The 20,296-nt window shown below is 66.8% G+C and carries 18 protein-coding genes and 1 pseudogene; 4 read left to right on the top strand and 15 right to left on the bottom strand.

Translation table 11 applies throughout. The features are described 5' to 3' along the window. The 3 genes and pseudogenes from Q0894_RS15760 to Q0894_RS11115 form a co-directional block, all read right to left on the bottom strand. Positions 1-90, bottom strand: a pseudogene (locus tag Q0894_RS15760) (histidine/lysine/arginine/ornithine ABC transporter ATP-binding protein); the annotation flags it as partial. Between the two features lie 165 nt (positions 91-255). After that, entirely contained in the window at positions 256-1,242 is a 987-nt protein-coding gene (locus Q0894_RS11120) for a succinylglutamate desuccinylase (protein WP_299235214.1), read from the bottom strand. Between the two features lie 4 nt (positions 1,243-1,246). Continuing rightward, on the bottom strand, positions 1,247-1,798 hold the full coding sequence (locus tag Q0894_RS11115; RefSeq protein ID WP_299235211.1) for a lipocalin family protein: 552 nt from the start codon (positions 1,796-1,798) through the stop codon (positions 1,247-1,249). 120 nt (positions 1,799-1,918) lie between these two features. Between Q0894_RS11115 and Q0894_RS11110 the strand changes: the two genes are divergently transcribed. Beyond that, positions 1,919-2,779, top strand: coding sequence for a methyltransferase domain-containing protein (locus tag Q0894_RS11110; RefSeq protein WP_299235208.1), 861 nt, complete (start codon positions 1,919-1,921; stop codon positions 2,777-2,779). A 26-nt stretch (positions 2,780-2,805) separates the two neighbouring features. Here the strand turns inward: Q0894_RS11110 and Q0894_RS11105 are convergent, their stop codons facing one another. After that, the gene (locus Q0894_RS11105; protein WP_299235205.1) at positions 2,806-3,888 is read right to left on the bottom strand and encodes a tartrate dehydrogenase; all 1,083 of its coding nucleotides are present in this window, start codon (positions 3,886-3,888) and stop codon (positions 2,806-2,808) included. An 81-nt stretch (positions 3,889-3,969) separates the two neighbouring features. Here Q0894_RS11105 and Q0894_RS11100 point away from each other — a divergent pair, with 81 nt between their 5' ends. Then, positions 3,970-5,274: a glycosyltransferase gene (locus Q0894_RS11100; RefSeq protein WP_299235202.1), complete on the top strand. Its 1,305-nt coding sequence runs from the start codon at positions 3,970-3,972 to the stop codon at positions 5,272-5,274. A gap of 7 nt (positions 5,275-5,281) precedes the next feature. Here the strand turns inward: Q0894_RS11100 and Q0894_RS11095 are convergent, their stop codons facing one another. From Q0894_RS11095 to Q0894_RS11070, 6 genes are all read right to left on the bottom strand, one after another. Continuing rightward, positions 5,282-5,953, bottom strand: a complete 672-nt coding sequence (locus Q0894_RS11095) for a VTT domain-containing protein (RefSeq protein ID WP_299235200.1) — start codon at positions 5,951-5,953, stop codon at positions 5,282-5,284. Beyond that, the gene (locus Q0894_RS11090) at positions 5,950-6,585 is read right to left on the bottom strand and encodes a GNAT family N-acetyltransferase (RefSeq protein WP_299235197.1); all 636 of its coding nucleotides are present in this window, start codon (positions 6,583-6,585) and stop codon (positions 5,950-5,952) included. The genes Q0894_RS11095 and Q0894_RS11090 overlap by 4 nt, the downstream gene beginning before the upstream one ends. A 61-nt stretch (positions 6,586-6,646) precedes the next feature. After that, on the bottom strand, positions 6,647-7,651 hold the full coding sequence (ltaE, locus tag Q0894_RS11085) for a low-specificity L-threonine aldolase (protein ID WP_299235194.1): 1,005 nt from the start codon (positions 7,649-7,651) through the stop codon (positions 6,647-6,649). A gap of 46 nt (positions 7,652-7,697) precedes the next feature. Then, a complete protein-coding gene (locus Q0894_RS11080; protein WP_299235191.1) occupies positions 7,698-8,525 on the bottom strand; it encodes a M90 family metallopeptidase in 828 nt (275 codons plus the stop codon). Between the two features lie 32 nt (positions 8,526-8,557). After that, the gene (locus Q0894_RS11075; RefSeq protein ID WP_299235188.1) at positions 8,558-10,144 is read right to left on the bottom strand and encodes a bifunctional GNAT family N-acetyltransferase/carbon-nitrogen hydrolase family protein; all 1,587 of its coding nucleotides are present in this window, start codon (positions 10,142-10,144) and stop codon (positions 8,558-8,560) included. A gap of 36 nt (positions 10,145-10,180) precedes the next feature. Continuing rightward, positions 10,181-11,101, bottom strand: coding sequence for a DMT family transporter (locus tag Q0894_RS11070; protein WP_299235185.1), 921 nt, complete (start codon positions 11,099-11,101; stop codon positions 10,181-10,183). A 214-nt stretch (positions 11,102-11,315) separates the two neighbouring features. On the opposite strand from Q0894_RS11070, the gene Q0894_RS11065 reads away from it, so the two are divergent. After that, positions 11,316-12,962 carry a BCCT family transporter gene (locus tag Q0894_RS11065; RefSeq protein WP_299235182.1) on the top strand — a complete coding sequence of 549 codons (1,647 nt, stop codon included), beginning with the start codon at positions 11,316-11,318 and terminating at the stop codon, positions 12,960-12,962. 99 nt (positions 12,963-13,061) lie between these two features. Here Q0894_RS11065 and Q0894_RS11060 read toward each other — a convergent pair whose 3' ends face one another. From Q0894_RS11060 to glcD, 4 genes are all read right to left on the bottom strand, one after another. Continuing rightward, the gene (locus Q0894_RS11060) at positions 13,062-13,463 is read right to left on the bottom strand and encodes a heme-binding protein (RefSeq protein ID WP_299235179.1); all 402 of its coding nucleotides are present in this window, start codon (positions 13,461-13,463) and stop codon (positions 13,062-13,064) included. A gap of 77 nt (positions 13,464-13,540) precedes the next feature. Beyond that, on the bottom strand, positions 13,541-14,785 hold the full coding sequence (gene glcF, locus Q0894_RS11055; RefSeq protein WP_299235176.1) for a glycolate oxidase subunit GlcF: 1,245 nt from the start codon (positions 14,783-14,785) through the stop codon (positions 13,541-13,543). Positions 14,786-14,807: 22 nt separating this feature from the next. Beyond that, a complete protein-coding gene (gene glcE, locus Q0894_RS11050) occupies positions 14,808-15,917 on the bottom strand; it encodes a glycolate oxidase subunit GlcE (RefSeq protein WP_299235173.1) in 1,110 nt (369 codons plus the stop codon). Between the two features lie 21 nt (positions 15,918-15,938). Then, the gene (glcD, locus tag Q0894_RS11045; RefSeq protein WP_299235170.1) at positions 15,939-17,444 is read right to left on the bottom strand and encodes a glycolate oxidase subunit GlcD; all 1,506 of its coding nucleotides are present in this window, start codon (positions 17,442-17,444) and stop codon (positions 15,939-15,941) included. A 175-nt stretch (positions 17,445-17,619) separates the two neighbouring features. On the opposite strand from glcD, the gene glcC reads away from it, so the two are divergent. Beyond that, positions 17,620-18,396: a transcriptional regulator GlcC gene (glcC, locus tag Q0894_RS11040; protein ID WP_299235167.1), complete on the top strand. Its 777-nt coding sequence runs from the start codon at positions 17,620-17,622 to the stop codon at positions 18,394-18,396. A 97-nt stretch (positions 18,397-18,493) separates the two neighbouring features. On the opposite strand, the gene Q0894_RS11035 is transcribed toward glcC, so the two are convergent. Next, positions 18,494-20,194, bottom strand: a complete 1,701-nt coding sequence (locus Q0894_RS11035; protein WP_299235164.1) for an L-lactate permease — start codon at positions 20,192-20,194, stop codon at positions 18,494-18,496. Positions 20,195-20,296 lie beyond the last annotated feature (102 nt).

The raw sequence follows: 20,296 nt of genomic DNA, 5'->3' as shown, positions 1-20,296 counted from the left end.
GGCCTCGAGCGACAGGCCCTTGAGGACGTCAGTATCGCCGAAGCGCTTGGTGATATTGCGCACTTCCAACGGGATCGGGGTTTCGGCCATGGGTCGGGCTCCGTTCAGGCGTGTCGCACGGCGTATCGGCAGGATGTACTCTGCCGACCTTGGCACGGGGCGGTGATGAGTTGGCAAAGGGGCAAGATTCTACCCTCTGTTTATCGTTGTTATAAGACTTTCCGGCCACCCGATGGTCCGACATGGGCCCAGGCATCACTCGGGCGGGGGCGTCGGTGTGGCCAGCAGGGCGGCACGGGCGCCGACTTCCACCGCGGCGTTGGGGAAGATGACCGACAGCGGGCTCGTGCCGACGCGGGTCTCGCCCTGGCTGGCATCCTCGGCGAGCAGGGTGCCCGGGGCAAACTCGGTGAAGTTCGGGGTGTCATCGGCAAAGGCCAGGCGGAACGCTTCACTGTGGCGGATCAGCTCCTGCTCGACCCGGAAGAACACCATCCGCTCGGGTGGCGCCGCGCTCGGCTCGTGACCCTCCAGCAGGGCCTGCAACAGGCGCGCCATGGGCGCCAGCGGGGTCAGGTCATTGTGGCCGAAGGGCAGGGCATGGCCAAGTTCCAGGGTAAAGGCCTGGGCGTAGTGGTAATGCTTGCTGTAGTGGGAGAAGGTCCAGCTGTGGCAGTGTTGATGAAGCACCGCCTGGATATCCGCCCCGGCCAGCCACAGCCACTGATCGGGCGCCACGGCGGTGGTTTCGCTCCAGGGGTTGACCACGAAGCGAGGGTAGCGGCTTCCCCGGATGGCGGTATGCAGGTCGTAGTGCAGGCGCGGCCGGTCCGCATGGCGGGTGTAGAAGGCATCGACCGCCGCCATCAGTTCGCGCGCACGCTCCGGCTCCATGCCCTGCTCGTCGAGGTCGCGGCGAAACAGTCGGTTGAGGTTGGTGTTGATGTAGCGGGTCTGCTCGCGGGTCGCCTGTGGGCTGCCGAGAATGACCAGCAGCGGCGCACCGAGCCTCAGCTTGCCGGCCGCCAGGCGTTTCAGCAGGTCGTCCAGCAGCTCCATGGGGGCCGTCTCGTTGCCATGAATGCCTGCCGAGATGACACAGGCATGAGCGGATGGGGCGGAGGAGTCGGGCAGCAGCTCCAGCAGCCCGTGGCCGAGGCGGCGGAACTGCCCGCCGCACAGCTCGCCGTGTGTCGGAAAGTCGGCTTCGTCGATGCTCTGCTTGAGCCATGTCTCGAGCATGGTGTTATGCCTCCTTGCGCCAGGTATCGCAGACCTGGCCCTGTTCGACCCAGATCAGCTCTTCCACCGGAAAGTCCAGCCCTCTCGCCTCGGTAACCAGCTCCTGACGAGTGGCCTCGTCCAGGCTCGGGGTGCGGGCCAGTATCCACAGGTAGTCCCGGTCGGGACCGGCAACCAGCGACCAGCGGTAGTCGTCATCGAGGGCGAGCACATTATAGCCACCATAGAAGGGGCCGAAGAAGCTGACCTTGAGCCGGCCCACATTCTCGTCACCGATGAAGTAGGCCCGCCCCTCGGCCAGTTCGATCTCGCCATCATCGAGCTTGACGCCTCGATTCAGCACGCGCACGCCGCCGTCATCGCGCAGTGAATAGTCCGCCGTGACGCACTCCATGCCGCGTTCGAAGGAGTGGTCGAGGCGTGCGATCTCGTACCACTGGCCCAGGTAGCGGTCGAGTTCGAAGTCGGTGACCGGTTCGGTGCCCTTGGGGAGGCCGGTACAGCCGGCCAGCAGCAGGGCGGTACCCAGGGTGGGCAGCAGGGAAGAGTGGGGCATGGAAACTCCTGTAGTGAGTCAGGCGATGGCTGTGACCTTTGCCGCATGGGCGGTAGCAGAGAGGCGATCTAGACTGGGCGACTGCCGATTGCCAGGCTACCGATTCCCGGGAGAAGCGCCATGCAGGAACACAGCCGTCGTCTCAATGCCCACTATGATGCCCTCGCCGAGCGAGGGGAGGGAAGCCTGACATGCCGGCTGCGGGAGGCCTATCGAGCCGCCGGGCGTGATCCGGAACGGCTCACCCTGGACGAGATCGCCGGCATCGACCAGCTGCATCTGGGCGGACGCGGAGCCAGCCGCTCGCTGGCGGCCCTCGGCGAGTGGCAGCCGGAGTGCCGGGTGCTGGATGTGGGCTGTGGCACCGGCGGTGCCAGTCGTCTGCTGGCCGATGAGTTTGGCTGCGAGGTGCTCGGCGTGGACATCACCGCGGCCTTTGTCGACGTGGCCACCTGGCTGAGCGCGGCAACCGGACTAGGCGACAAGACCCGCTTCCTGTGTGCGGATGCGGCCCGCACGCCGCTGCCCGATGCGGCCTTCGAGACCATATGGTGTCAACACGCACTGATGAACATGCCCGACGTGGCGGGCGTGCTGGCGGAGTGGCGCCGACTGCTGGTGCCCGGTGGGCGGGTGCTGCTCCACGAGGTGGTGGCCGGTGACAATCCGGAGCCCCTGGCGCTGCCGGTGCCTTGGGCCAGCACGCCGGCTGAGAGCCATCTGCAGACACGCGAGACCCTGGAGGCTCGCCTGGCCGAGGCGGGATTCAGGCTCGAGGCGCTGGAGGATGTCACCGAGGCCGCCCTGGCCTGGCGGCAGAAGCACAGCCGGCGGGAATCGGGCGAGCCGCCCGCCGGGCCGGCCCTGCCAGGGCCCGTGACGATCTTCGGCGAGCGCTTCCTGATTATGGGGCGCAATCTGCGCGACAACCTGGCGGCGGGCAGGGTGCGTATCCTCGAGGGGGCGTGGCGCCTCGGGTAGCGCCCTGCTCAAGACACTCAAGTGGTTCAGGCCACTTGGCCGATGATGCGCTCGGCGATGGCGTGCCCCAGGGTTTCGGTGGTGCCCCGGCCGCCGATATCCGGGGTCAGCACCGCCTCGTCGCCTTCGGCCAGCACCGCCTCGAAGGCGGAGACGATGGCCTCGCTGGCCTGCTGGTGACCGAGGTGCTCGAGCATCATCGCCGCAGACCAGATCTGGCCGATGGGGTTGGCGACGCCGCGTCCGGCGATATCCGGGGCGCTGCCATGTACCGGTTCGAACAGGCTGGGGAAGGTGCCCTCGGGATTGATATTGGCCGAGGGGGCCACACCGATGGTGCCGGTGCAGGCCGGGCCCAGGTCGGAGAGGATATCGCCGAACAGGTTGCTGGCCACCACCACGTCGAACCAGTCGGGGTGCATCACGAAGTTGGCGGTGAGGATGTCGATATGGAACTGGTCCACGGCGACCTCGGGATAGTGCCTGCCCATCTCGGCCACCCGCTCGTCCCACCACGGCATGGTGATGGCGATGCCGTTGGACTTGGTGGCCGAGGTGAGCTTCCTTCGTGGCCGTGACTGGGCCAGCTCATAGGCGAACTTCAGCACCCGGTCGGTACCGTGGCGGGTCATCACCGTCTCCTGGATCACCACCTCGCGCTCGGTGCCCTCAAACATCCTGCCGCCTACGCTGGAGTACTCCCCTTCGGTGTTTTCACGCACCACGTAGAAGTCGATATCACCCGGCTGGCGGTTGGCGAGTGGGCTTTTTATGCCAGGCAGCAGGCGGCAGGGGCGTAGGTTGATGTACTGGTCGAAGCGGCGACGGAACTGCAGCAGCGAGCCCCACAGCGAGACATGGTCCGGTACGGTCTCCGGCCAGCCCACGGCACCGTAGAAGATGGCGTCGAACTCCTTCAGAGTCTCGAACCAGTCGTCGGGCAGCATCTGACCATGTTCGGCGTAGTAGTCGCAGCTGGCGAAATCGAAGGACGCAAGCTCGAGCGCTATGCCGAAGCGCTCGGCGGCGGCCTGCAAGGCACGCACGCCCTCGGGCATCACCTCCTTGCCGATGCCGTCGCCGGGGATCACTGCGATGCGGTGGGTCATGTAAGGCTCCTCTGAAAGGGGGCTGTGTGAACGCATAAGGCAGGAAGCTACACTAACATTCCGGATCGTGGAGCGTTCATCGTGAACATACTGATGTTTACCAACACCTATCTGCCCATCGTCGGCGGGGTCAGCGAGTCGGTACAGCGCCTGGCCACGCGACTGCGCGAGCTGGGGCATCGTGTGCTGGTGGTGGCGCCGCGTCTCGACGGTCAGCCCGAGGACGAAGAGGGGGTGGTGCGGGTAGCCGCCGTGCAGCACTTCAACGGCAGTGACTTCTCGCTGCCGGTCCCGATCCCGGGCCAGCTCCACGAGGCAGTGGAGGCCTTCGATCCCGATATCGTGCACTCACATCACCCCTTCCTGCTCGGTGATACCGCCGCTCGCACCGCCGAGACCTATGGCCTGCCGCTGGTGTTCACTCATCACACCCTCTATGAGCACTACACCCACTATGTGCCCGGTGACTCCCCTCGCATGCAGCGTTTCGCGGTCGCGCTCTCCAGCGAGTACACCCGGCTGTGTGACGAGGTGATCGCGCCCAGCGAGAGCATTCAGCGACTGCTGGTCGAGCGTGACGTCGAGACGGTGATCAGTGTGGTGCCCAGCGGGGTGGATACCCGGCGCTATCTGGCGGGTGAGGGGCAGCGCTGGCGAGAGCGGCTGGGGATTCCCGATGATGCCTGCGTGATCGGCCATCTGGGGCGGTTGGCCCATGAGAAGAACCTCGACTTCCTGGCTCGGGCCATCGGCCTGGCACTGGCTCGTGACGATTGTTTCCACTGCCTGGTGGTGGGGGAGGGGGAGGCACGGGCAGATATGGAGGCTCGCTTCGATGAGGCCGGCGTACTGCCGCGGGTGCACTTTACCGGACGCCTGCAGGGCCAGGCGCTGATCGACGCCTACCACGCCATGGATCTGTTTGCCTTCGCCTCCCACAGCGAGACCCAGGGCATGGTCGTGGCCGAGGCCATGGCCGCCAGGCTACCCGTGGTGGCCGTGGATGCCCCCGGTGTTCGCGAGGTGGTGCGCGATGGCAGCAACGGTCGACTGCTCGAGAGCGACGATGCCGAGGCCATGGCAGTGGCACTCGGCGAACTCGTCGATCCGGAACGGCGAGCCCCCCTGGCGGCAGGAGCGGAGGAGACGGCGGCAGCCTTCGACGAGATGAGCTGTGCCGAGCGATGCCTGGAGGTCTACCGCCGAGCCATCGCCTCGGGTGGGCCCTTTACCCATGCCGACGAGGGGGGCTGGGAGTTGATGCGTCATCGGCTGGGCGCCGAGTGGCAGATGTTCAGGCATCGTGGTCGCGTGCTCGGCAAGCTGGTGCATGCCACCTGGGAGGAGGAACGCCCCGATTGGTGGCCCGGCGGGTCCGCGAAATAGGCCACGCTCAGCGCCGGCGATCCGCCCAGCGCTTGAGCGCGACCAGCATCAGCACCGCCAGCAGCAGGCCTCCGGCCCCCCAGGCCAACTCGCCATGGCTCTCGGCGGTCGCCAGCTCACCGAGCTGGCTGCCCAGCAGGGTGACCCCGGCGAGCCCCGGGGCGATGCCCAGTACCGACCCCAGCATGAAATCGCGCAGGCGAAGATGGAAGGCTCCCGCCATCATGTTGGTCAGGGTGAAGGGTGCCAGTGGCAGCAGATTGACCAGGGCCATGGTGCGGATGCCACGGCCGGAGAGGTAACGAGAGAGTCCCCTGAGGCGTCGACCGCCATGGCGCAGCAGCGCTTCGCGGCCGATGCGCCGACCCACCCACCAGGTCACCAGCGAGGCCGCCATGGTGCCTGCCAGGGCGTAGCCGAAGCCCCACCAGGGGCCAAACAGCAGCCCGGTGGCACCCACCAGCAGGCTCAGCGGAAACATCACCAGCGAGGCCCCGGCGTAGACCGCCATTACTGCCAGCACGGCCCAGGGTGCCTCTCGCCAGGCCACCGAGCCCCGGGCCAGTGCCAGGATGGCGTCGACGGTAAGCAGGTCCTGCATGGCCAGCCACTGCCAAAGCAGACCCAGGGAGACGAGCAGAGTGAGCAGCAGAGCAATGATACCGATAGGGCGACTCATGGGGCGTATTCTCCCTCTCTCTGGCTGGTGACCGCCCCGCGCTGCATGAACCAGTGAGTCACCCCGATCACGGGCTCGCTGGCCAGGGTCACGAAGCCGAAGCGTCGATAGAGCCGGACATTCTCGGGAAGGTCGGTCTCCAGGTAGCCCAGGCCGTGTTGTCGGTCGAGGTGATCGCATAGCTGACCGAGTAGCCGGCTGCCGACGCCCTGCCCCTGCCACTCGGGTGCGACCGCTAGCGGCCCGAGGTGCCAGTGCGCCGGCATGTCGGCATCTCGCCTGGCCCACACCCGCACCCAGGCCCGCATGCGCAGAGCGCTCGCCGGGCCGTTCGCGAGCAGGGCCGGCAGCGCCCGCCCCTTGTCGGCAAGGGTCGGCTGGCAGCCACCCGGGGCGGCCAGGGCCGCCACGCCGACCAGCCGTTGACCCGCGAAGGCGCCAAGGACTCGACCCTCACCTAGCTGGCGCTGCAGGAAGGGGGTGAAGAGTCGCCGAAGGGTGCGCTCTCGCCGTACCGGATCGGCCCCGAAGGCCCTGATGTGCGTGGGGTTGTCGCGCATGCCCCGCCCCAGCAGCTCGGCGGCGGGCCGGGCCTCGGTCGTGGTCAGGGCACGGATCTCCACTCTTGCCATGGATCATCCTCGAAACGCTGTCCCCGGTGTCATTCGGGCCATTTTCATTGAAGCATCGGACCTATTGCGCCAGATAGTCTCTGAACGCGGCCAGTGTGGCATCGATGGCCGCGTCATCCAGGTCGCGGTGCACCACCAGGCGGGAGTCATAGAGCACCTCGACAAGGATCTCGCGCTCGGCCAGCCAGGCCCGCAGTGGCGCGATATGTGGCTCGGGCACCCGCAGGAAGAGCATGTTGGTGGCCTGAGAGACCACCTCGATGGTCGGCAGGGCCCGCAGGCCCGCCGCCAGGCGCTCGGCGCGGCGGTGGTCGTCGGCGAGATCCGCCACCTGGTGATCCAGCGCGTAGTGACAGGCGGCGGCGATGATGCCCGACTGACGCATGCCCCCACCCAGCATCTTGCGCCAGCGGCGTGCCGCGTCGATCAGTTCCTGGGGGCCCACCAGTGCCGAGCCCATCGGCGCCCCCAGTCCCTTGGAGAAGCACAGGGAGACCGTGTCGAAGGGCGCACAGAGCGTGGCCAGCGAGGTGTCGGTGGCCACTGCGGCATTGAACAGTCGGGCGCCGTCCAGATGGGTGGCCAGTCCGTGCTCCCGGGCCAGTTCGGTGGCCTGGTGCATATAGTCGGCATCGATCACGCGTCCGCCGATGGTGTTCTCCAGCGCCAGCAGTCGAGTACGGGCGAAGTGGAAATCGTCGGGCTTGATGGCGGCATGGATGCGCTCAAGCGGCAGTGAGCCATCCTCGGCGTGCTCCACCGGTTGAGGCTGGATGCCGCCGAGAACCGCGGCGCCACCGCCTTCGTACTTGTAGGTGTGAGCCTGCTGGCCGGCGATGTACTCGTCGCCCCGCTGACAGTGGGCGAGCAGGGCGGCCAGATTGCTCTGGGTGCCGCTGGGGAAGAGCAGTGCGGCGGCCTTGCCTGCACGCTCGGCCAGGGCGTTTTCGAAGCGAGCCACGCTGGGGTCATCGCCCCACACATCATCGCCCACCGGGGCGGCATGCATGGCATCGCGCATGGCGTCGCTGGGGCGGGTGACGGTGTCACTGCGCAGATCGATCATCGGTGCCTCCTGACGGTAGTGGGCAATCGGTAATGAACCAATGGGGTCAATGGTGTTCGGGCCGGGCGTGGACCGCCGAGGGCGGCAGTCGGGTCAGCGTCTGCTGGCGGAAGTAGCGGCTGAGCAGATCGAAGAGGGCCGGGTAGGCATCATGCAACAGGTCGGGGGCGGTGAAGAAGGCCTCGCAGCAGACCGCGAAGCACTCGCCGGGGTGTGTGGCGGCATAGTCGTCGATGGGGGTAGTCTCACCGCGAGCGAGGTGGGCCTGAAGGTCATCCCACACCGCCATGAACACCCAGTGCCACTCCCGCGGGTCGATATCGCCGGGCAGCGGCGGGAAGCCGTCAACATCCAGGGAGTTGCCCAGGTCGAGCTTGTGGGCGAACTCGTGAATCAGCACATTGAAGCCCGAGAAGTCGCCGCTCTCCATCAGGTCTGGGAAGGCCACCACCACCGGCCCCTGGTGGGAGGTCTCCCCGGCACGCTCATCGTCGTACTCGTGGACCACGCCGAACTCGTCCATCTCCTCCACGCGACGCCGAAAGGCGTCGGGCAGGATGAGGACCTCATGGACGTTGCCGAAGGCCTCGAGGTGTTCATCGTCGCGCCAGCCCAGCGTCAGCAGGCAGGCCTGACCGGCCAGGGCGAGTCGCGCCGGCAGGTCGAAGGTCGTGGCCTCGGCAAGCTCCGGATGCAGGCTGATGCGCTTGGCGTGCAGGAAACGCCAGGCGCGCTGGCCCAGGCGCCGGGCCTCCTCCTCGCCGAGGGCGGCCAGCAACGGTACGCGGTGGCGCGCCTCCCGCCAGGCCTCTTCCGGCAGGGGATGGCGCGCCGCGAAGCGCTGCTCGCGCCAGCGGCGCAGGCGGTTCAGCATCGCTCAGGCGCCTCCTCGGCTCTCGTCAGTTCTCAGCTCTCATCGAGGTCGGCCCCGGATGCCCGGCCCCCGGACTTCCATGACCAGTCGCGCCAGCGCAGGTCGAACAGGTCCTTGCGGCGGTCCTTGAGGTTGGTCACCGAGCCTTCGTTGCGCACCACGGTCAGCCGGGTCAGGTCGAGGTCCGAGAACAGCATCATCTCGGTGTTGGGGGTGGTCTCGTTGAGGACGGCGTCGTGGGGGAAGGCGAAGTCCGAGGGCGAGAACACCGCCGACTGTGCATACTGGATCTCCATGTTCTCGATGGAGGGCACATTGCCGACGCTGCCGCACAGCACCACATAGCACTCGTTCTCGATGGCGCGGGCCTGGGCACAGTGGCGCACCCGCAGGTAGCCATTCTTGGTATCGGTCCAGAAGGGCACGAAGAGGATATCCATCTCCTGCTCGGCCTGCAGCCTGGGCAGCTCCGGGAACTCCACGTCGTAGCAGATCAGGATGCCGACGCGTCCGGCGTCGGTGTCGAATACCTGGAGGTCGTCGCCGCCCTCGATCACCCAGTCGCGGCGTTCCTGGGGCGTGATATGCAGCTTGGCCTGGCGCTCGAGGGTGCCGTCGCGGTGACACAGGTAGGCGACGTTGTAGAGGCGGTCGTCCTCGCCCACCTCGATCATGGAACCGGCGATGATATTGATATTGTAGGAGACCGCCATGCGCGAGAGCTCGGTCTTGAAGCGCTCGGTAAAGCTGGCCAGGAAGCGGATGGCGGCCATCTGGTCCTGCTGGGCGGCGCGGTCCTGCAGCCCCATCAGGGGCGCGTTGAAGAGCTCCGGGAAGACCGCGAAGTCGCTCTGGTAGTCGGAAAGGGCATCGACGAAGTACTCCACCTGCTGCAGCACCGCCTCCACCGAGTCGAATTCGCGCATCTGCCACTGCACCGCACCGACACGGACCTGGGTCTTGCGGGTGTCGAGGACCAGCTCGGCGGGCTCATAGAGGAAGTTGTTCCACTCCAGCAGGGTGGCATAGCCCTGGGACTTCTCGTCCTCGGGCAGGTAGTCGCGCAGCAGGCGCTTGACCTGGAAGTCGTTGGCCAGCTGGAAGGAGAGGATCGGGTCGTGGATCTCCTTGCGGGCCACCCGGTCGATGTACTGGGTGGGGCTGAGCTCCTCGGCGTGCTGGTGGTACTGGGGAATACGGCCGCCGGCGAGGATCGCACGCAGGTTGAGCGAGCGGCAGAGCTCCTTGCGGGCATCGTAGAGGCGTCGTCCCAGGCGGTAGCCGCGGTAGTCCGGGTGAATCAGCACGTCCAGCCCGTACATGGCGTCGCCCTCGGCGTTGTCGAGGATCACCTCGCGCTTGCCGATCAGGTCATCATACTTGTGCGGGTTGGTAAATTCGTCGTAATCGACCCTGACGGTCAGGGCGATGCCCACCAGGCGGCCGTCGTCCTCGATGGCGACCTGGCCATCGGGGAAGTCACCGATCAGCCGCTCGATGGTGTGTCGTGACCAGGCGCCGCCGATATCGTGGTAGACGGCATCCATCAGCGACTCGAGCTGGGGGTAGTCGTCCAGCGTCAGATTGCGAAGCGTGAGGTGAAGGTCGTCGAGGGACATGGCGCATCCTTGGTCGGTCGGGTCAGAGCGGGCAGTCTAGCATGGGCGGTCTGTGCTGCCTTGTGGGACAGCGGAGCGGCGGCCTAGCGGTCGGGTCAGGGTCTGGGCCATCACCACGCCGGCCAGGATCAGGGCGCCGCCCAGGAAGTGGAAGAGCGCAATGCGCTCGCCCAGGGCGAACATGGCGATGATGGCACTGAACAGCGGCATCAGGTTGATGAAGATGCTGGCCTGGCTGGCGCCGATGCGGCGAATCGCCAGCATCCACAGGAAGGTGGTGATGATGGAGGCGGGGATGCCGGCGTAGAGAATCAGGCCGATATTGCTGGAATCCACCGGCGTCATCGGCCCCAGCAGATAGGGCGGCAGCAGGATCAGCACGGCGAATATCACCTGGCCATAGAGCAGCACCCAGGGCGGCAGCGCGATGGGCCAGCGCTTGAGCATGACGCCATAGAGCGCATAGCAGGTGGCGGCCACCAGCATCAGGGCGTCGCCCCTGGCCACTGTCAGCTCCAGCAGCGAGAGCGGGCTGCCGCGTCCCAGCAGGATCGCCACGCCGACCAGCGCCAGGGCTCCGCCGGCCACACCGCCGAGACTCGGCGGCTCGCGCAGGATCAGGGCGCTGAGCAGCACGGTAAGCAGCGGCACCATGGCGGCCAGGATGCCCATATTGGTGGCGCTGGTGGTCTCGGCGGCCATATAGGCGAGCCCCTGCCATAGCCCCATGCCGAGCAGCCCCAGCACGGCGAGCTTCGGCCACTCCCGGCGGATCGTCGCCCGGTGCTGCCAGGCCGCCGGGGCCACCAGGGGGGTAAGCACGGCCAGCGCTAGTACCCAGCGCAGGAAGGCGATGCTGCTGGGGGCAATGGTGCCGACGGTCAGCTGGTTGATGGTCATGTTGCCGGACCAGATCAGCACGGCGCCGAGGGGCGCCAGGAAGGCAAGCGGTGACATTCAGATCCTCTCATTTCCAACGCAGGGGCCCCGCGGATGGCGGAGTGCGAACCCGTCATCATACTGGCCACCGCCTTTCGGGGCATCGGCCAGGCACTTCCATCGCCGTCAGCCGGTGGCCCCTGCCTCTCCCGGACCGGTGGTGAAAATACGCGGAATGCTCGGTGCCGATACGGCTTATACTCGAACTACCCCATCAGCCGAGGCGCCTGCCATGAATGATCCGAGTGTGACGGACCCGCATCAGGCCAGCAGCGACATGCAGACCGACTATGTCATCGGCCAGGATAATATAGAGGGGCAGCTGGGCCCGTTTGGCTTTGATGTCCACAACCGTGTCTTTGTCATATCGGCCCTGGTCTCGGTGGCGTTCATCCTGCTGACCCTGATGTTTCCAGACCTGGCGGGGCAGCTGTTCCAGTCCGTCGTCGCCTTCTCCACGGGGAGCCTCGACTGGTACTTCATGATCGTTGTGGACTTCTTCGTTCTGTTCTGCCTGGCGCTGGTGATCCTGCCCCATGGGTCGGTGCGGCTGGGAGGGCCGGAGGCCCGGCCCGAATATAGCTATCTCTCGTGGTTCTCCATGCTGTTCGCCGCCGGAATAGGCATCGGCTTGATGTTCTTCGGTGTGCTGGAGCCGGTCTACCATGCCAATGTCTCGCTGCCGCTGGGGGTGACATCGCCCTTCGGCGCCGAGGGCGCACTCGACCCCGATGCCATCGCCGAGGCCAGCGCCATGGGGCTGGCGGGAACCTACTTCCACTGGGGGCTCCACGGCTGGGCGGTCTATGTGGTGATGGCCCTGGCGCTGGGGATCTTCACCTACAACAAGGGGCTTCCCTTCTCCATCCGCTCGGCCTTCTTTCCGCTGCTTGGGGAACGCGTCTGGGGTTGGTGGGGGCATGCCATCGATATCCTGGCGGTGTTCTCGACCCTCTTCGGGTTGGCGACCTCGCTGGGGCTGGGGGCGCAGCAGGCCAATGCGGGCATGAACTTCGTCTTTGGTCTCGAAGTCAGCACCCAGTTTCAGGTGGTGACCATCATCGTGGTGACCGGGGTGGCCCTGGTCTCGGTATGGCGTGGCCTCGAGGGCGGCGTGAAGAGGCTCTCCGAGGTCAACATGGTGCTGGCGCTGCTGTTCTTCTTCTTCGTGCTGTTCGCCGGACCGACGCTGGTGGCGTTGAACGGCTTCTGGACAGGTTTGACGACCTACGTCACGGAGTTCATCCCGCTCTCGATGCCCTTTGGTCGTGAGGATGACGCCTTCCGCCAGGCCTGGACCGTCTTCTACTGGGCCTGGTGGGTCAGCTGGGCGCCCTTCGTGGGCATGTTCATTGCCCGGGTCTCGCGAGGACGCACGGTGCGCGAGTTCGTGATATGCGTGCTGCTGATCCCGAGCCTGTTCATCTTCATCTGGATGGGCGTGTTCGGCGCCACGGCGCTGGATCAGCTCTATGCCGACCCCGCGGGGAGCCTGGTCAAGGACTACGTGATCGATGCCTACAGCCCCGAGCTGTCACTCTTTGGCATGCTCAACGAGCTGCCGCTGACCAGTGTGATGTCGTCCCTGGCGATCTTCCTGGCACTGGTCTTCTTCGTGACCTCCTCCGACTCCGGATCGCTGGTGATCGATACCATCACCGCCGGCGGCAAGATCGATGCCCCGCGTACCCAGCGCATGTTCTGGGCCTCGGTGGAGGGGCTGGTTGCCATCGTGCTGCTGATCGGGGGTGGACTCACGGCGCTTCAGGCGGGGGTGACGGCGACCGCGATTCCGTTCTCCGTGGCGATGCTGCTGATGTGCTACACCATTATCAAGGCCCTGAACGGTAAGCTGCGGCGGCATCGTCAGGCCTCATAGACCTCGCCTCGGACCGGTAACACGACGCCGATAACGTAATCGACAGGGCCCCACCATGGTGGGGCCCTGTCGTCATGCATCCCTGCTCGGCAAGGGGGTTCAGACGATGGCGGCGACCCCGGCGCGGGCGATCTGAACGTCCTGGTCAGGCTTGACGCCGGAGATGCCGACGGTGCCGGCGACTTCACCCTCTACCAGCACCGGTACGCCACCGGCGAGAAGTGACTGCATGGGGGCGGTGACGAAGGCGGTACGGCCACCGTTGATCATCTCCTCGAAGGCCTGGGTCTCGCGTCGACCGATGGCGGCATTGCGGGCCTTCTGGGTGGCCACATCGGCGCTGAAGGGGGGCGCGCCGTCCATGCGGCGCAAGCCCAGCAGGTGGCCGCCGTCATCGGCGACGGCGATGGTCACCCCCCAGCCGTTGGCTTCGGCCTCCTTCTGGGCGGCATCGAGGATGGCGTTGACGTCGGTCAGGGTCAGGACGGGCTTGGTCTTCATGAGCAGTATTCCTCTTTGTGATGGAGTGCTGTTGCAGGGAGCAGCAGGCTCGGGCCATGACGGTGGCAAGGCGGGCGTCAGGCGAGTGCCTCATCCACGATTTCGATCCAGTGGCGCACCGTCGTGCGGTTGGCGCCGGCGAGATGGGTCTGGCAGCCGATATTGGCCGTCACGATCACCTCGGGGCTGCCGGCCTCCAGGTTGTCGAGCTTGTTGTCACGCAGCTGCATGGAGAGCTCGGGCTGGGTGATGGAGTAGGTGCCGGCCGAACCGCAGCAGAGATGGGCGTCGGCCACCGGCGTCAGCGTGAAGCCGAGCCGGGTCAGCACGCCTTCCACGGCACCCCCCAGCTTCTGGGCGTGCTGCAGGGTGCAGGGACAGTGGAAGGCGAGGCGCCGGGACTGTGCTACCTCGAGGGTGTCGAGCTCCTCGTCCCGCAGCACCTCGACCAGATCCCGGGCCAGCTCACTCACCCGGGCGGCCTTGTCGGCATAGTCGGGGTCGTCGGCCAGGATCTCGGCGTACTCCTTGACGAAGGCGCCGCAGCCGCTGGCGGTCTGTACGATCGCCTCCACCCCCGCTTCACCCTCCTTATCGATATGTGGCCACCAGGCGTCGATATTGGCCCGCGCCCGGGCACGGCCCTCGTCCTGGGCGTTGAGGTGGAAGTCGATGGCGCCGCAGCAGCCGGCCTCACTCACCGGAACGAGGCCGATACCCAGGCGGTCCAGCACCCGGGCGGTGGCGGCATTGGTGTTGGGTGACAGGCCAGGCTGCACACAGCCCTCGAGAATCAGCATCTGCCGGGCGTGGCGCTGGCCGGACGGGCGCTGGCCGGCATCCACCGGGGCCGGTGGCATCTTCTCCTTCAGGGGGCCTGGTACCAGCGGCCGGAAGGTGAGACCCAGCTTGAACAGGGCCTGAAAGCGTTTCGGGTCGACCAGGGCCTTGCGCAGGCCATAGCGCAGCGCCCGCTCCGACGCCTTGCGCGGGACCCGGCGTTCGATCTCGGCGCGGCCGATATCGAGCAGCTTGTGATACTCGACCCCGGAGGGGCAGGTGGTCTCGCAGTTGCGACAGGTCAGGCAGCGGTCGAGGTGAAGGCGAGTCTGTTCGGTGACCTTGTCGCTCTCCTCTGGCGCCTCGAGCATCTCCTTGATCAGGTAGATGCGTCCACGGGGCCCGTCGCGCTCATCCCCCAGCAGCTGGTAGGTAGGGCAGGTGGCGTTGCAGAAGCCACAGTGAACACAGCTGCGCAACACCCGGTCGGCCTCGCGGATATGCGGTTTCTGGAGGTCTTCGGCGGTGAAATGCGTCTGCATGTTTGACGTCTCTCCGTGTATCTCAGAATGCCGCGTAGAGCCGGCCCGGGTTGAAGATCCCCTGGGGGTCCAGCTGCGTCTTCAGATTGCGATGATACTTCTCGACCACCGGGGCGAGGGGCGTGAAGGGGGCATCCTGGGGGGCGCCGCCCGGGCCACCCCAGCGGGTGGCATGGCCACCGGCCTGGCTGGCTATCGCGCGCATCGCTTCGGGGCCGGCATCGCTGCGCACCCAGCGCTGGGTGCCGGCCCAGTCGTAAAGCACATCGGTCTCGTGAGACACGCCGGGCAGCTCGAGCGCCGGGGTGTGGTGTGGCAGCGAGAGTCGCCAGATCGGGCGAGCACTCTCGGCGCCGAAGAACGCCAGCTGCTGTTCCCGCAGGGCCTCCCAGAAGCCGTCGTGGAGTTCGTCACCCCCCAGGCGCCTGGCGGTCGCCTCCACCGAGCTGGGGCCCCCTTCGAGGCGCAGGTGCAGGGCGCCTTCAAGCCAGGCGGCGGCGGTAATCGGCAGGGGTTCCCGACCCCACTCGGCGAGCTTCACGAGGGCTTCCGGCAGCGACATCTCCAGGTGCAGGCTGCTGATGGCCGCCGGCAGCGGCAGCACCTTCATGGAGACCTCGGTGATCAGCCCCAGGGTGCCCTGGGCGCCTACCATCAGGCGCGAGAGGTCGTAGCCGGCGACATTCTTCATCACCTGCCCGCCGAAGCGCTGTTCGCTGCCCTGGCGGGTGATGATGCGGGTGCCCAGCACGAAGTCGCGCACGCTGCCCGCCCAGGGGCGGCGCGGGCCGGAGAGGCCGGTGGCGATCATGCCGCCGACCGTGGCCTCCTCGCCGAAGTGGGGGGGCTCGCAGGGCAGCATCTGGCCGTTGGCCGCCAGCACGCTTTCCAGCTCGCGCAGCGGGGTGCCGGCGCGTACCGAGACGATCAGTTCCACCGGGTCGTACTCGGTGATGCCGCGGTGCTCGCGGGTGGGCAGGGCTTCTCCTTCCACTTCACGCCCGTAGAAGGCCTTGGTGTCGCCGCCGACGATGCGTAGCGGTGAGCCCTCCGCCTCGGCACGGCGGATGCGTTCGGCCAGCGCCTCACTGGCATCGTGGTTGATAATGTCGCGGCTCGGGGTGTCGTTCATGGTCACCATGTCTTGTGTCTCTCAGCCGTGGCTCTTCGGGGCCTGGGTCGGGGCGGGAGCATCGCCGGCGCTCTTGGTCAGGCGGAACTCGGAGCAGCGGGCCGGTGTGGGGATGTTCTTGCCCGGATTGAGCAGCTCCCAGGGATCGAAGGCCGCCTTGGCGGCGCGGAAGGTGGCCAGTTCGCAGGGAGTGAACTGCACGCACATCTGATGAATCTTCTCGCGGCCCACGCCATGCTCGCCGGTGATGGTGCCACCCACCTCGACGCAGAGCTCGAGGATGCGGCTGCCGAGCGCCTCGGCCCGCTCGAATTCGCCGGGCTGGTTGGCATCGAACAGGATCAGCGGGTGCATGTTGCCGTCGCCGGCGTGGAAGACGTTGGCCACGCGCAGGCCATACTCCTCGCCGAGATCGCCGATGCCCTTGAGCACGCGGGCCAGCTCGCGACGAGGAATGGTGCCATCCATGCAGTAGTAGTCAGGCGACATGCGGCCCACGGCGGGAAAGGCGTTCTTGCGACCGGCCCAGAACAGCGCGCGCTCGGCTTCATCACGGGCCTGCTGGATGCCGGTCGCGCCGGCTTCCTCCAGCACGCGACGCACGGTCTGACAGTCGTCGTCCACGTCCGCCTCGACACCGTCCAGTTCACACAGCAGGATCGCCTCGGCCTCCACCGGGTAGCCGGCGCCGATGAAGTCCTCGGCGGCGCGGATCGCCAGGTTGTCCATCATCTCCAGCCCCCCGGGAATGATGCCCGCGGCGATGATGGCACCCACGGCATCGCCGGCCTTCTCGATGTCGTCGAAGCTGGCCATCAGTACCTTGGCGCTCTCGGGCTTGGGCAGCAGCTTGACGGTGATTTCGGTGACCACGCCGAGCATGCCCTCGGAGCCGTTGAACAGGGCCAGCAGATCGAAGCCGGGCGCATCCAGGGCGTCGGCGCCCAGGGTCATGTGTTCGCCCTCGATGGTCAGCACCTCGACCTTGATCACGTTATGCACGGTGAGGCCGTACTTGAGGCAGTGCACGCCGCCGGCATTCTCGGCCACGTTGCCGCCGATGGAACAGGCGATCTGGGAGGAGGGGTCCGGTGCGTAATAGAGCCCGTAGGGGGCCGCCGCCTCGGAGATCGCCAGGTTGCGTACCCCGGGCTGTACCCGCGCGGTGCGCGCATCGGGGTCGATCTTGAGGATACGGCTGAAGCGTGACATCACCAGCAGCACCCCGTGCGCAAGCGGCAGGGCGCCGCCCGACAGGCCGGTGCCGGCACCGCGGGTCACCACCGGTACGCCCAGGGCATGACAGCGCTTGAGCAGGGTCTCGACCTGGGCGAGTGTCTCGGGCAGCGCCACCAGCATGGGCAGGGCGCGATAGGCGGAGAGGCCGTCGCACTCGAAGGGGCGCAGGTCCTCCTCGCGATGCAGCAGCGCCATGTCGGGCAGTGCCTGGCGAAGGTCGGCCAGAACCTCGGCCTGGTCAAGAAGGGGTGGCTCGCCATCGAGCCGAGCGTCGTACTGTGTATTCATCGGGGATTCCCCATACGTATCGTCAAGGTGGAAGGTCCGGGATGGCGGCTCGTGGGGGCGTGGCGTGCCCTGCGGCATGCTTCACCACTCTCCTATCCTGGCAGCGCTGGCGCTGCTGTCCAGCTTGTGGTGCACTGGTCAGACCAGATGTTTGGTCTGATCGGAGGATGCCAAGGTGTTGACCCATGAGGAATCACTCGGCGGACAGCGCACCCCGGAGGGGGTGGCCGCGCGCCTCGAGCGGCTGATCCTGGACGGAGTCTTCCGTACCGGCCAGCTGCTGCCCTCGGAGCGGCGGTTGTGCGAGCGGCTTGGCGTGTCCCGCGCCTCGCTGCGCGAGGGGATGCGCATCCTGCGCAGCAAGGGCATCATCGAGACCCGTCACGGCCGTGGCTCCACGGTGGCCGCGCTGCTTCCGGCGCGCGAGCAGAGCCCGTTGATGCACCTGTTTCGCGACCACCCGCGGACCCTGTTCGATCTGCTCGAGGTGCGAGCCCTGCTCGAGGGGGAGTCGGCGCAGCTGGCCGCCAGTCGCGGCAATCCGGCGGACAGGGTGCTGATCACCCGGCGCTATCGGGAGATGGCCGACTATGTGGCAAGCGCCGACCCCATCGATGTGGAGCGTCTGGCGAGGCTCGACCACGCCTTCCATCTGGCGATCTCCCAGGCCTCCCATAACCCGGTGCTGGTACATACCCTGCAGAACCTGACCGAGCTGCTGCTCAGTTCGGTCTTCGCCTCGGTGAAGAATCTCTATCATCGTCCGCAACCCCGCGAGATGATCAATCGTCAGCATGCGCGCCTGCATGATGCCGTGGTCAAGGGCAAGCCGCAGCTGGCCCGTCGTGTGGCGCTGGAGCACCTGAGCAGCATCGGCGAGGCCCTGCGCGAGATCGAGGCCGAGGACGAGCGCCTCGAGCGATCGACGATGCGGCTGGAGGGGTGGGAGTAACCCCGCCGCCAGCCGTCACCGCAGCTCGGCCAGCGCCTCGAGACGCCAGCGCCCCCGGCAATGCCGGGGGCGATGTGTTTGCAACGGCGTGGCCCGGTCAGCCGAGGCCGAGCAGGGGATCGCCGATGCCCAGCAGATAGAAGGCGACCAGCGCGATGATCCCGGTGGCGACGAGGTAGTAGATCGTCGGCAGGATCGTCTTGCGGATGGTCTCGCCCTCGCGGCCGAGCAGGCCCACCGTGGCCGAGGCGGCGACCACGTTGTGGATCGCGATCATGTTGCCCGCGGCGGCACCCACGGCCTGCAGGGCCACCATGAAGGCGGTGGAGAGGCCGAGCTGCTGGGCGACATTGAACTGGAAGTCGGCCAGCATCAGGTTGGAGACCGTGTTGGAGCCGGCGATAAAGGCCCCCAGTGCGCCCACGGCGGGGGCGAAGAAGGGGTAGATATCACCCACGCTGTTGGCCACCAGCTGGGCCATGGCGACCGGCATGGAGACCAGGTCGGCGGCATTGACCCCCGAGTTGATCAGGATCCGCACCATGGGAATGGTGAAGATCAGCACGAAGCCGGCGCCGAGGATGGTTCGGGTGGACTCGCCGAAGGCCGCCTTGATCTCGCCCATGCGCATGCGGTGGAGCAGGGCGGTGAGCAGCACCACCATCAGCAGGATGCCACCCGGCAGGTAGAGGGGCTGGATGGCGCCGGAGACTCCTGCCTCGCCGAGGATATTGCTCCAGCCGAGGGAGAACGACGTCAGCGCACTCTTGAGGGGTTCGATGGTGCGCGAGGCGACCAGGATCACAGCCAGCAGCACATAGGGTACCCAGCCCATCAGGGTGGAGACCGGTGCCTTGCCGGTGACGTCATCCAGCTTGATCTCGAGCTTGCCGATCCAGTAGTCGGGCCAGGCGTTGCTCTCCGGAAAGTCCCAGGTGTCGCTGGGGATCAGGAAGCCGCGGCGAGCGGCCGGCACGACGATGGCCAGACCGACCATGGCACCGATCATCGACGGGAACTCCGGCCCCAGCAGCACGCCGGCCAGCATGTAGGGCACCACGAAGCTGATCCCGGCGAAGAGAGCGAAGGGGGCGATGGAGAGCCCCTCCCTCCAGGAGCGGTTGGCACCGAAGAAGCGCACCATGACGACCACCATGATCAAGGGCATCAGGATGCCGACGATGCCGTGGGTCACCGCGACCTCACCGGCGATCAGATGGAAGTACTCCATCCAGCTGGCCCCGCCGGCCTCGAGGGTCTCGGTGATGCCGGTGCGGTCCAGGCCACCGGAGACGCCCACCACGATGGGGGTGCCGACGGCACCGAAGGAGACCGGGGTGGACTGGATCATCATTCCCACCACCACGGCGGCCAGTGCCGGGAAGCCCAGTGCCACCATCAGCGGGGCCGCGACGGCGGCGGGGGTGCCGAAGCCGGAGGCGCCCTCGATAAAGCAGCCGAACAGCCAGGCGACGATGATTGCCTGGACGCGGCGATCGGGGCTGATGCCGGAGAAGCCGTTGCGGATGGCCTTGATGCCGCCCGAATGCTTCAGGGTGTTGAGCAGCAGGATGGCACCGAAGATGATCCACAGGATCGATACCGTGAGCATCAGGCCCTGGAGGGTAGAGGCCATGACGCGGGTGGCGGTCATCTCCCAGGCAAACAGGGCGATGATGGCGGTGACCACGAAGACGATCGGCATGGCGGTCCTGGCCGCCATGCGCAGACCGATGAGCAGCACGCCGGCAAGCACCAGGGGCGCGAAGGCCAGCAGTGCGAGAAGGGTGTCATTCATGGATAGGGTTCCTCGATCGGGAGTCGTTGTTGTGACCAAAGGGGATCGGCCGAATGTTCAGCCAGCCGGACATTACGGCGTCAAGGAGAGGCTTTCCATCTC

The organism is uncultured Halomonas sp. (assembly GCF_947501415.1).
Lineage (GTDB): Bacteria > Pseudomonadota > Gammaproteobacteria > Pseudomonadales > Halomonadaceae > Halomonas.
This window is presented reverse-complemented; position numbering and strand designations above follow the sequence as displayed.